The sequence below is a fragment of the Mesorhizobium yinganensis genome (assembly GCF_040081985.1).
GTDB lineage: Bacteria > Pseudomonadota > Alphaproteobacteria > Rhizobiales > Rhizobiaceae > Kumtagia > Kumtagia yinganensis.
Genome location: NZ_JBEBMH010000037.1, coordinates 36,553 through 48,350, shown reverse-complemented (window position 1 = coordinate 48,350; position 11,798 = coordinate 36,553). Strand labels below are relative to the sequence as shown.

The following is an 11,798-nucleotide window of genomic DNA, read 5'->3' as shown; positions in this document are numbered from 1 at the left end:
CTTGTGCGTGCGATTGGAGCCAAGCGACTATTCGGTCGTGCGTGACAAAGGCGAAGATCCCAGGCTCACCGACGGTTGTGGCCGAAGGGGGTACGGGCGACTTCGCCAAACCTCGAACCGGATGGCCATCCGGTTCGAGGTTCAGTCGCTGCAATCGCACAAAATCACTCTCGTGCAGATACAAGGGGGTGATGCCGAGACGAGCCGGCGAAGCCGGATCGGAGAGGATAGTATCCATATGCGACATGCGACTGTCCTTCCGTGAACGGGGAAAAGCGCCAACTCCATCCTCATTGCACAACCGGCATTTGGAGCGCCTAATGGCCGCCGTGGAACACCAGGCATCATCCGGCGAAAGCGCCGACCGGTTCGGCATGCGCCGCAAGAGTGCCGGCGGGCCGGACGAGCGGCTCGCCGCGACCGGCCGCTTCACGCAACTGATCAGGCGCCCGGAGGCGGGCGCCGCGGCGGGGCTGCTTGCCACCATGATCATCTTCGCCGTGTTGCCGGGCGCCGCCAACCTCTATTCGCTGCAGGGGTCGATGACCTTCCTGACGCTGTCGGCGGAACTCGGCATCATCGCCACGGCCGCCGCGCTGCTGATCATCGCCGGCGAGTTCGACCTCTCCGTCGGCTCGATGATCGGCTTCGCGGGCGTGGTCATCGGGCTCGGCGTGCGCGAATGGGGCCTGCCGCTGTGGGGCGGCATCGCTCTCGCCTTCGCCGCCGCGATCCTGACCGGCTACCTCAACGGGCTGATCGTGGTGAAGACGCGGCTGCCCTCCTTCATCGTCACGCTGGCCTCGCTGTTCATCCTGCGCGGCCTGTCGATCGGCATCACGCGGGCCGTGACCGGGCGCACGCAGATCCCCTATATCCTCGACGGCGTGCCGGACCCGGCGACGGCAGGGCTTTTCAACGGCCACATCTTCACCGGCTTCTTCCAGTGGATGGCGACGCAGGGCTGGATCGCGGCGCGCAGCGACGGCACGCCCTTCGTCACCGGCATCCCCATGTCGATCGTCTGGTGGCTGGCCCTCACCGCGCTCGCCGGCTACGTGCTCACTCAGACCAAATACGGCAACTGGATTTTCGCCACCGGCGGCGATGCCGACATCGCCCGCAATGTCGGCGTGCCGGTCGGCCGGGTGAAGATCAGCCTGTTCATCTACACGGCCTGCGCCGCCACGCTGCTCGCCACCATCCAGGTGATGGAGGCAGGCTCGGCCGACACGACGCGCGGCCTCTTGAAGGAATTCGAGGCGATCATCGCGGCCGTCATCGGCGGCGTGCTGCTCACCGGCGGCTACGGCACGGTGTATGGCGTGCTGTTCGGCGCGCTGATCTTCGGGCTGGTGCAGATGGGCATCTTCTACACCGGCATCGACACCGACTGGTTCAAGGTGTTCCTCGGCATCGTTATCCTGATCGCAGTGCTGGTGAACAACTACATTCGCGTAAAAGCGCTGGGGCGCGGAGGCGGCAAATGAACGTTCCGGCGATGGAACTACGCGGCGTCAGCGTCAATTTCGGCTCGGTCAAGGCGCTGCAGGACATCGACATAAAGGTGTTTCCCGGCGAGGTGCATTGCCTGCTCGGCGACAACGGCGCGGGAAAATCGACGCTGATCAAGGTGCTGTCGGGCGTGCACCGGCCGAGCAGCGGCGAGATTCTGGTCGAGGGCCGCCCCGTGGCGTTCCGTAACCCGCGCGACGCGCAGAGCTATGGCGTGGCGACCGTGTTCCAGGACCTCGGCATGATCTCGCTGATGTCGATCACGCGGAACTTCTTTCTCGGACGCGAACCGACAAAAAGCAGCCTGCCCTTCTCGCGCATCGACAAGGAGCTTGCCAACCGGACTGCCTGGCAGGCTATGGCCGATATCGGCATCGACATTCGCGATCCGACGCAAGCTGTCGGCACGCTGTCGGGCGGCGAGCGGCAATCTGTGGCGATCGCGCGCGCCGTGCATTTCGGCGCAAAGGTGCTGATCCTCGACGAGCCGACTTCGGCGCTGGGCGTGCACCAGGCGGCGATGGTGCTGAAGCTGATCGTCGAGGCGCGCATGCGCGGGCTGGCGGTGATCTTCATCAGCCACAACATCCACCACGCCTATCCGGTCGGCGACACGTTCACGCTGCTCAACCGCGGGCGCAACCGCGGCACTTATGCCAAGTCGGCCATCACGCGCGACGAGGTGATTTCCATCATGTCCGGCGGCGAGGATCTGAAGGCGGTGGAGGCCGAGATCGAGCGGCTGCTGGCGTCGATCGGCAACAGGGCGGCGGCGTAGCGCCGACTTCCCCTCCCCCTTGAGGGGAGGGTCCGGCCGCAGGCCGGGGCAGGGGTCGGTCCGGCAGTGCTCCGACGCAAAGCAACGTTGGCGTATGGCCGCGATGACCCCACCCGGCCGCTTCGCGGCCACCCTCCCCTCAAGGGGGAGGGGGAAGGCGGCGCGGCGGCGCCAAAGACAGGAGACTCTTTATGACCAGACTTCGCGTGGGCGTCATCGGCGCCGGGACCATCTGCCAGGTCGAGCACATCCCGAACCTGTTGGCGCTGAACACGCTGTTCGAGGTCAAGGGTGTCGCCGATCCGTCGAAGACCGCACGCGACTTCGTAACCGAAACCTATGGCATACCCGGTTTCGCAACGCCGGATGCGCTGCTGGAAGAACCCCTCGACGCGGTGGTGATCGGTTCGCCGGACCCGCTGCATCACGAGCAGGTGTTGGCCGCGCTCGGACGCGGGCTGCATGTCTTCTGCGAAAAGCCGCTCTGCTATTCGCCTGAAGAAATCGCCGACATCGTCGCGGCCCGCGACAAGGCCGGAAGGGTCGTGCAGGTCGGCTACATGAAGCGCTTCGATCCAAACTACCGGCTGGCGCTGCAATCGCTGCCGGGAACGGCGAAGACGCTGCGCTACGTGTCTGTCGAAGTGAACGACCCGGATTCCTGGCCGTTCATCCATCATTTTCGCACACGCTTCGCCAGCGACGTGCCGCAGGAACTGATCGCGGCGACAACGGCAAAACGCAGGGCACAGGCCAAGCGCGTCATCGGCCAGCCGCTCACCGACCTCGCCTTCAAGGGGTTCACCGCCGCCTACAGTTCGTCACTGGTGCACGACGTCAATGCCGTGCACGGCATTCTCGATGTGCTCGGCGTGCCCGACGGCGAGGTGGTCGGCGCGCAGATTTTTGCCAATGGCGGCGGGGGCCAGGGCACCGTGCGGCTGCTTGGCGGCCAGGCGCTGTGGACGATGACGCATCTCGCCGTGCCGTCGCTGGCCGACTACAAGGAGCGCATCTCGCTCTATTTCGACGACGCGATCCTCGAACTGGAATTCCCGTCGCCCTATCTCAACCACCAGCCGACGCGGCTGACCGTCAAGACCTCGGACGGCCACAAGGCATCATGCAACGAGTTGCTCGCCAATTATGAGGAGGCGTTCGTCGAGGAATTGCGCGGCTTCCACGCCGCGATTGTCGATGGCGCACCGGTCGTGAACCGGCCGGAACACGCGGCGCGCGACATGACGCTGCTGGTTGGCCTGACGCGGCATTTTCTGAAGCACGGGTAGCGCGCGCCGCAAGCGCGGCAGCCGGTTCGCTTCAAAGGAACCGCAGCGGCAGGTCCGCCGGTCGCGCGAAATCTTGGGATGGCGCGCCGTCGCAGTTGTCACACCCCTGCCTTCCGGCCATTATCGCGCTCGGACAGCTTCACCAACCGCCGTCCGTAGAACCGAGACAGGCAAGGTCGGCATATCGTGAACAGATCGGCAGTCCGCGCCGCGGTGCATGTCGCGGCGGTCTTCGCGATCTACCTTTCGGTCGCTATGCTCGTGCCGGCACTGATCGATCTCTACTACGGCAATCCCGACTGGAAGGCCTTCGCCTTCTCTGCGCTGTTCGTCGGCGGTTTTGCACTGGCCGTGGCGCTGGCGACGCAGGGCAAGCCGCCCGCTGTCACAACCCGTTTCGGCTTCCTGCTGGTCAATCTGCTGTGGGTGACGATGGCGGTGGCCGGCGCCGTTCCGCTGATGCTCTCGTCGATACAGCTCAGCCCCACCGATGCCTTCTTCGAAGCTGTCTCGGGCATCACCACCACCGGCGGCACGGTCATCAACGGCCTCGACCAGGCGCCGCCCGGCCTGCTGTTGTGGCGTTCGCTGCTTTGCTTCATGGGCGGCCTCGGCGTCATCGTACTCGGCCTGTTCCTGCTGCCCTTCCTCAACATCGGCGGAGTCTCCTACTTCAAGATCGAATCCTCCGACATCGAGGACCGGCCGTTCGAGCGTTTCCAGACTTTCACCATCAGCCTGATCGGCATCTATGGCGCGCTGGCCGTCGCCTGCACCATTGGTTACGCAGCCGGTGGCATGGACACGTTCAACGCGATCAACCACGCCATGTCGACGGTGGCGACGGGCGGATTCTCCACCCACGACACATCGTTCCTGCGCTATGCGGACAAGCCGATCATCCTGTGGACCGGCAGCATTTTCATGTTCATCGGCAGCCTGCCCTTCTCGATCATGATCCTGTTTGCCGTGCGCGGCCGGCTCGACGCGCTGCGCGACCCGCAGATCCGCGTTTTCGCCGGCTATTGCATCGTCTTCGCCGTCGCCGTCGCAATCTATCTTCGGGTGAAACTCGACATGCCGTTCGGCGACGCCATCACCCATTCCACCTTCAACTTCATGTCGATCATCAGCACCGCCGGCTTCGCCAGCGACGACTACACGCTCTGGGGGCCGTTCGCCGTGGCCTGCATCTTCGTCGCCACCTTTCTAGGCGGCTGCTCGGGTTCGACCACGGGCGGCATAAAGGCCTACCGGTTCCTCATCCTGTTCGAACTGCTCGCCAACGGCCTGCGCCGCCTGATCTACCCGCACACAGTGCTGCCGGTGCGCTATGGGGACCGCACCGTACCAGCAGAGATGCAGCATATGGTGGCGCTGTTCATCGCCTCCTTCTTCGTCATCTGGGCGATCGGCACCATCCTGCTTGGCGCCACCGGGCTCGATTTCGTCACCGCCACCACCGGCGCGCTGACGGCGCTCACCAATGTCGGGCCGGGGCTGGGGCCGATCATCGGCCCGGTCGGCAATTTTTCCTCGCTGCCCGACACGGCGAAGTGGGTTTTGTCGTTCCTGATGCTGCTCGGCCGCCTCGAAATCCTGGCCGTGCTGGTGATGTTCACGCCGGCTTTTTGGGCGCGGTGAGGGAGACAAACCGTCGGCTATCCGGCCCCCTCAGTCCCGCCGCGCCGCCTCGATCGCGGCGACGTCGATCTTCTTCATGTCCATCATCGCCGCGAAGGCGCGTTTTGCCTCCCGCCGCCCGGCGTTCCACCAGCGAGGCCGGAAAGATTGCCGGGCGCAAGGATATGGTTTCAGGGACCGACATACGGGCGGCCCTGAGTGTCTCGGCTTGAGTCGGGAAGGGGTGAGAAGCGGACGCGATGAACGCACCGACTTTCAATCTGACGTTCTATTTCCTGACAGGACTGCAATTGCCCACGTCACGCGGGTGCAATCTGCCAGCTTTCAGATCTGACAGTTGCGGGATACCTTTTTCGCTCTTGCCTGCGCGTTCTTCATATACCTTCCTATCGATCGGTATCTGCCGTCCCGAGGCCGTGAACCCGACCATTCCGTTCCTGCCGGTGTAGGCCAGTGAAACGGTACTTGCGCAAAAGAACTTCTTCTCACCATTTGAAACGAACCAGCCCAGCGAGCCGGATGCACCTCGGGTCATACTACCAGTTTTGTAGCCACTCGCTTGCAGCCTTGAATAAGACTCAGCATTCGCCTGCGTTACGAGCATGAGCAACACAAACGAGGTAAGCAAAAGGCCCCTGCGGGGGTAAGGGAAACGTATGCTCAATTGCGGCTTCCTCTTGCAACCATCGGTTGCCTACATATAGACTCGGCGCGCAACGTCCGCAATGGGGGGTCGATTGCGGCCATTGGCGAGCGCCGTTAGGCTCCTCTCATGCAGTCTCACTCCAACGTCGCTGTCAGCCTGGGTTTCGCGATAGCCCTTCTCGCATCCGGCGGGACGCACGCGGATGCGGCAGGCACTTGCCCGAGCATCAGCCACGCGTCCGAACGCAGCAAGCTTCTACGGCTTTTATCATCGAACGGTTTGCCGAAGAGCGAGCGGACATTTTTGATGGCCGGTGCGGAACAGCGGCTGAAGCAAGTCAGATCTCGCGATCTCAATGCACGCGGCGCTCAATGCGGGATCGACGCGGTTCGGGCCTATATCCTCGGATGCATGAACAGCACGCTTCCCTCACCTCTCCGGTCGGTCCCACCGGAGAGAAAGTCAAGCAAGCCGCTTTGGGGTCGCGCAGGCCTGTCGGCTCGCGCGGGCGCGTTCATCGGCATGTTTCATGCCTGTCAGGGAGGAGCCGTCGAGACCTTCCTCTCCCGGTGAGTATGCAATCGGAGGAACGCGGAGATCTGTCAGTTCGCCGCCTATCGGACTACCCTATGTGGGGCTCGGATTCGGGCTTTTCGGTGTGCTAGAAGCTTTGTCCAGAGGGAGATTGGCATGGGCTTCCGGGGATGGCCATCTATCAAAATGGCTCACATCGTCTGCTTCGTCGTTCTGATGCTGGGCATATTGCTGCAGTGGGAGCCTAGTTTCGCTGCGAGATTTGAAGAGATCACCATTCAACGCGCCGAAATCGAGCAGTTGTATAAAGAGAAACAAGCTCTTGGCAGCCAGAAACGGCGCTATCTCATCACCTGTAAAATTGACACCGAAGGAAAACCAATAAGATTTAAGGGTGGTTGCCACTGGGCAAGCCTCATCGAGGCCTATGTAGGGAAGCGGAAGGACGATCGACTGGAGATCGAGCTAACGTTCGACTATGGCGATCCCGCGCTCATCGTTGCCTTTCTTCCGGCTGGAACGACTTTCTTCCAGAGTTTCGGTCGGAAGGCAGTTTATGATCTGAGGGACGATTGTACGTTCATGAGGGCGCCTGTCGGTAATCGCGAGCTTAACATCCTGCATATCAGCGAGAGGACGGCCGACATACAGAACTGTGTCGTGCGTGCATTTCTGGAGTTCGCGCGCATCGAAGTGCCTAAGCGCCTCGTTGAAGGTGGCGAAAACTATACCGATTTCGCGCTGACATTTTTGTCAATAAACGCCTCTACCCTCGACGAGACCTTGGAAAAGACCGCAGCAGCACTGAAGATCGAGCATATTCTCTTCCAAATCACGCCGGATTGACCGGGCAAACGCCGGGGACAATTTACTTAATTCCGCCGGCGGCCTCGCGCGGAAAAGTTTCGGGCTTCCAGGCGAACCGGGTATTCCTCTCCCGGTGAGCATCATCTCTGCGCGATCGGGAAAAACCCGCGCGTCACGCTTCCTCCAGAGGCCACACCTCGACAACGCCCTTTGCCACCGCGCAAGGGGTTAGCGACACCAGCCTGATCGCCTCGGCAAGATCCGCGGCTTCGATCAGGGCGAAGCCGGCCAGCGGCAGCGAAGCCGACATGAAGGCGCCCCGCCGCGTTTCGACGCCTTGCGCAGCGGGGTTGCGGACCTGCACCGGCTTGCCGGCAATGCCGATCACGGCGCCGTTCTGCTTGAGTTCGGCGTCATGGGCATGCGCGGCGTCGCGCACGTCTTGCGCGGTCTGCCGGTAGCCCGCCTCGTCGCCGTAGCCGATGGTCATGAATTTGGGCATATGCTTCACCTCCTGACACCCCAAAGCACCGACCGCCTCCGGAGGTTCCGTGCGATCGGCGCCATGTCGGCAACAAAATCGGAAACCGCCATACAAACAGAAGCCTCCCGTCGTTCACCTATCCGCAAGTTCGATCGTGCAAGGTGGAGCAGAAACCGCGTACAATCCGCGGATCAAAAGGACGATGGGTTGACATCCGAGGCCGCAATCATGCTCTGCGCCGGACAGCGGCTCGATGCCGCTTCGGCCGGCACGATGGGAGCCGAAGCGTTGGCGGCGCTGCGGCGGGAGATCCGCGACGAATTGGCTCGGCATGCCGTCGCCGTCGGCTATGCTTCGGCCTCGGCGGGCGCGGACATCATCTTCGGCGAGGAAGTTCTGGCGCGCTCCGGCGAACTGCACATCTTCCTGCCCTGCCCGCGTGACGATTTCGCCGAGCAATATGTCGCGCCGGCGGGCGAGGAATGGATGGCGCGGTTCCGCAGCCTCGTCGCCTCGGCAACGGAAGTCGAGATAAGCTGCGAGGAGCGGCTGATCGGCGACGACACGCTGCTGCGCTACAACAACCAGATCCTTCAGGGCATGGCGCGCATCCATGCCGAGCGCCTTGGCGGGCACGCCAGGCTGCTCGCGGTCTGGAGCCCGGAGGCGCCGGCCGATCCCGGTAGTCCGGCGGATTTCATGGACCAGTGGCCGGAACTCGAGCATCTGTCGCTGATCGACCTGGACGACCTGCGCCAACGCACCGGGCACGGCGGCGGCCCCTCCGCCGACCTATCCGGCAGCGTCAGCGCGCTGGCGATCGGCCTGAGCCCGCTGGTGGTGCGGGCGATCCTGTTTGCCGACATGGCGACCTATACCTCGTTCAGCGACGAGCAGGTTCCGCTGCTCTGGGATTTTCTGGCCGAGGTGCAGCAGGTGGTGGAGGCGCGTGCGAAACCCCCGATCCTCATCAACACCTGGGGAGACGCCGTTCATGCGGCGGCCGAAACCGCACTGGACCTCGCCGGTTACGCGCTGGCCCTGGTCGACGCCATCGCCACGCTCGATCCCGAGCCCTTCGGGCTGGCGAACCGGCCGCGGTTCCGCGTCGCGCTGCATGCCGGCCCGGTCTATGTCGGCCTGCAGCCGCTGACCGGCCGCAGTATGGTCTACGGCCACCACGTCAACCGGGCGGCGCGCATCGAGACGGTTGCGGCGCCCGGCGAGGCCTATGCCTCGCAGCATTTCGTGGCATTGCTGTGGGCCGAAATGGACTCTCTTCAGCATGAAGCGAGATTGACCGGCGGAACCTATCGACGGCCCTACAGGGTGGAGTATGTTGGCCGCGTAAAACTGCCGAAACATTTCGGCAGCGAAGCGCTGTATCGACTGCTGCCCACCGCAGACACTTCCAACGAGCGATAGACCGCGAAGGATGTCCCGCCTGCACCCGCCCGCTCTGCGCCTCAGCATCGCCAACGATCTTGCCGAGATCGGCCGCATCGCGCCGGTCATCGAGGAATTCTGCGCCGAGCATGGGCTGGGGGAGGAGGTCGCGCATGCCGTCAACCTTTCGCTCGACGAACTGCTGACCAACACGATCAGCTATGGTTTTGAGGATGGCGGACAGCATGCCATCGACATCGCTCTGGAGGCCGCCGGCGACCGTGCAACGGTGACGATCCGCGACGATGCCGTGGCCTTCGATCCGACCGAGGCCGGAGACCCCGATCTCGACCTGGACCTCGACGACAGGCCGATCGGCGGGCTCGGCATCCACATCGTGCGGGCGATGATGGACGAGGTCCGCTACGCCCGCATCGACGGGCATAACCAACTGACATTGACGAAACTTATCGCGCGCTGAGCGCGGCGCAGGACAGGAGAGCAGAGTGGAGATTCACAAGGAGACGATCGAGGGGACGATGGTGCTGACGCCGGTCGGCCGCGTCGACAGCAATTCGGCGCGCGAAGTCGAGGATGCCCTGCTGCCGCTGTTCGACGCCGGCCAGCCGGTGCTGGTCGATTTCGGGCAGCTCAACTACATCTCCAGCGCCGGGCTGCGCGTGCTTTTGCTGGCGGCGCGGCGCAGCAAGGCGACGGGACTGCCGCTTTCGCTCGCCGGCATGAGCAAACCGGTCGACGAGGTGTTCAAGATCAGCGGCTTTGCAAAGCTGTTCCAGATCCATGCCGACCGCGCCGAGGCGCTCGCGGCGCAAGGAAAGGCGTGACGCGGCCGATCACTCTTTGAGATAGGTCCTGCGGGTCGCGGCGCCGATCTGCGTCAGCAGCACATTGGGCGCGCAGTCAAGACGCTCGGCCAAGGGTTCGACCGGCTGGCCGCGGTCGAGGAACACCGCCCGTTCCGCCACGAGATCAACGCCGGCGGGTACATCGGTGAGATCGATCATCGTCATGTTCATGGCAATGCCGCCGACCAACCGAACCGGTATTCCGGCAAAACGCACCATGCCGATCTCCGCGAAACGCTGCGGCAGGCCGTTGGCATAGCCGATGGCAATCGTGGCGATGCGCGACGGGCGCTTCAGCTCCGTGGTGCCGCGATAACCGAGATGCCGACCCGCCGGGAATTCGGCGATGCGGATGACGGGCGCGCTGAGTTCGTAGCAGGGGATCAGCCCGTCCTGCCAGACGGCGGAGGTCTGCACGCCGTAGAGGGCGCTGCCGACGCGGGCCATGTCGAAATGCCAGTCGTCCGGCATGAACACCCCTGACGAAGCGGCAAGGCTGATCGGCGCGTGCGGCAGGGCGGACACCCAGTCGCGCAGTTTTCGCCGCTGCTCGGCATTTTCGGGATCATCGGGCAGATTATAGGCCGCCAGATGTGACACCCATAGCTTTATATCCAGATAGGCCAGCATGTCCGGCTGGCCTGCGAGGAAGGCCAGTTCCTCCTCGCAAAGGCCAAGGCGGCCGAGACCCGTGTCGACCTGGACGGCTATGGAAATCCTGCGCCCGGCAAGCATCGCATGGCGCGCGCAATGCTCCAGTTCGGCGAGCGTGGCGACAGCCGGCATGGCGCGGACCGCCTCGAAATCGCTTATATCAGCGCCGGCAAGGCCCATCAGCGTATAGGCCGTGGCCTGCGGAGCCGTCAGCCGGACTCGTGCCGCCTCCTCCAGGTCGTTGACCCAGAAGTCGCGGCAACCGGCTCCAACAAGCGCGCGTACGACCGGTTCCAGCCCCAGCCCGTAGGCGTCGGACTTCACCACGGCGGACAGCACCTGACCGTGGTAGCGGCGGCGCATTTCCTGGAAGTTCGAGCGCACCGCCCCAAGGTCGATGCGCAGTGACGGTGCATTCTCGGGCGACGTGGCGTTCACCTCCACTGCAAGCGAAAAGACTTTGTTCACGCCGCGCTCCTGTACCACAGGTCGCGGTCGCCATCGGCGCGCTTGCGCCAGCGCGAGCCCACACAACCGGCGGCAATCAGCGAACGCTGCTGTTCGATATCCTCGACACCGCACCAGACACCGTCCGCATCCCGCGGTTCGGCCGCGGCCAGGTCACGATAGAGGATGTAGCGCAGATGTCCGCCATATTTCTCGACAATGGCGCGCACGACGAAGCCGGCATCGACGAGATTCGGCCAACTGCGGAAATTGCCGGGCGCGGAGGTCGCATAGAGATGGCCGATGCCGATTTGGCGGGCATCCTCGACGCGCAGATGAATGAGATCGTCGTGAATGCCGCCGCCCCAGGCGTCCGGCAACACCGCCGCGCCGGCCAGCTTCCCCAATCGGTCGCCGGGCGACAGACCGAGCAGCGGGCGGGCGTCCTCCGATGGAGGCAGTTCGAGTTGCAGCACGCCATAGGCGACCAGAGTGTCGCCGCGCAGGACGCCGGTAATGCGGCCGCCGCCCGACAGGATGCGGTGGAAGAAGTCGCGCGATTCCGGCTTGATCAGTTCGGGCCGGCCGACTGCGCCGGTGGCGGCAAGATGCAGGCCGTAGACGGCGTCGAGGTCCGACGCCGAAAGGCTGACGTGACGCCCGCTTGTGTCCGGCGCTTCTTTCATCTCGATCATTCGGCGGCCCCCCGGCCCCGGATACGGTTCGATCTGCTGAGATTCAGGCTCTG

12 protein-coding genes and 1 pseudogene are annotated in these 11,798 nt (G+C 63.8%); 8 read left to right on the top strand and 5 right to left on the bottom strand.

Annotated features, from left to right (window positions below; translation table 11 throughout):
- A partial coding sequence (locus tag ABMA59_RS32975; RefSeq protein WP_349009603.1) for a hypothetical protein occupies positions 1-247 on the bottom strand: 247 nt, incomplete at its 3' end.
- A gap of 127 nt (positions 248-374) precedes the next feature.
- Here ABMA59_RS32975 and ABMA59_RS32970 point away from each other — a divergent pair.
- The 4 genes from ABMA59_RS32970 (at position 375) to ABMA59_RS32955 (ending at position 5,226) form a co-directional block, all read left to right on the top strand.
- Positions 375-1,490, top strand: coding sequence for an ABC transporter permease (locus tag ABMA59_RS32970; RefSeq protein WP_349009606.1), 1,116 nt, complete (start codon positions 375-377; stop codon positions 1,488-1,490).
- Entirely contained in the window at positions 1,487-2,293 is an 807-nt protein-coding gene (locus tag ABMA59_RS32965) for an ATP-binding cassette domain-containing protein (RefSeq protein WP_349009602.1), read from the top strand. The genes ABMA59_RS32970 and ABMA59_RS32965 overlap by 4 nt, the downstream gene beginning before the upstream one ends.
- Positions 2,294-2,484: 191 nt before the next feature.
- Positions 2,485-3,582 (top strand): Gfo/Idh/MocA family protein, encoded by a 1,098-nt coding sequence (locus tag ABMA59_RS32960; RefSeq protein WP_349009601.1) that lies wholly within the window; start codon positions 2,485-2,487, stop codon positions 3,580-3,582.
- A 186-nt stretch (positions 3,583-3,768) separates the two neighbouring features.
- Positions 3,769-5,226 carry a TrkH family potassium uptake protein gene (locus ABMA59_RS32955; RefSeq protein ID WP_349009600.1) on the top strand — a complete coding sequence of 486 codons (1,458 nt, stop codon included), beginning with the start codon at positions 3,769-3,771 and terminating at the stop codon, positions 5,224-5,226.
- 30 nt (positions 5,227-5,256) lie between these two features.
- Here ABMA59_RS32955 and ABMA59_RS32950 read toward each other — a convergent pair.
- Positions 5,257-5,349, bottom strand: a pseudogene (locus ABMA59_RS32950) (VOC family protein); the annotation flags it as partial.
- A 1,213-nt stretch (positions 5,350-6,562) separates the two neighbouring features.
- Here ABMA59_RS32950 and ABMA59_RS32945 point away from each other — a divergent pair.
- Positions 6,563-7,252 (top strand): hypothetical protein, encoded by a 690-nt coding sequence (locus ABMA59_RS32945; protein ID WP_349009599.1) that lies wholly within the window; start codon positions 6,563-6,565, stop codon positions 7,250-7,252.
- Between the two features lie 133 nt (positions 7,253-7,385).
- Here ABMA59_RS32945 and ABMA59_RS32940 read toward each other — a convergent pair whose 3' ends face one another.
- The gene (locus tag ABMA59_RS32940; RefSeq protein ID WP_349009598.1) at positions 7,386-7,715 is read right to left on the bottom strand and encodes a YciI family protein; all 330 of its coding nucleotides are present in this window, start codon (positions 7,713-7,715) and stop codon (positions 7,386-7,388) included.
- Between the two features lie 189 nt (positions 7,716-7,904).
- Between ABMA59_RS32940 and ABMA59_RS32935 the strand changes: the two genes are divergently transcribed.
- Genes ABMA59_RS32935 through ABMA59_RS32925 form a run of 3 tightly spaced genes read left to right on the top strand, consistent with a single transcriptional unit; the run spans position 7,905 to position 9,928 of the window.
- A complete protein-coding gene (locus tag ABMA59_RS32935) occupies positions 7,905-9,122 on the top strand; it encodes an adenylate/guanylate cyclase domain-containing protein (RefSeq protein ID WP_349009597.1) in 1,218 nt (405 codons plus the stop codon).
- 10 nt (positions 9,123-9,132) lie between these two features.
- Complete coding sequence (locus tag ABMA59_RS32930) at positions 9,133-9,564, top strand: ATP-binding protein (RefSeq protein ID WP_349009596.1); 432 nt, start codon at positions 9,133-9,135, stop codon at positions 9,562-9,564.
- Between the two features lie 25 nt (positions 9,565-9,589).
- On the top strand, positions 9,590-9,928 hold the full coding sequence (locus ABMA59_RS32925; protein WP_349009595.1) for an STAS domain-containing protein: 339 nt from the start codon (positions 9,590-9,592) through the stop codon (positions 9,926-9,928).
- Between the two features lie 9 nt (positions 9,929-9,937).
- Here the strand turns inward: ABMA59_RS32925 and ABMA59_RS32920 are convergent, their stop codons facing one another.
- Positions 9,938-11,071: an alanine racemase gene (locus ABMA59_RS32920; protein ID WP_349009594.1), complete on the bottom strand. Its 1,134-nt coding sequence runs from the start codon at positions 11,069-11,071 to the stop codon at positions 9,938-9,940.
- Complete coding sequence (locus ABMA59_RS32915) at positions 11,068-11,745, bottom strand: N-acetyltransferase (protein WP_349009593.1); 678 nt, start codon at positions 11,743-11,745, stop codon at positions 11,068-11,070. The genes ABMA59_RS32920 and ABMA59_RS32915 overlap by 4 nt, the downstream gene beginning before the upstream one ends.
- Between the last annotated feature and the right edge of the window lie 53 nt (positions 11,746-11,798).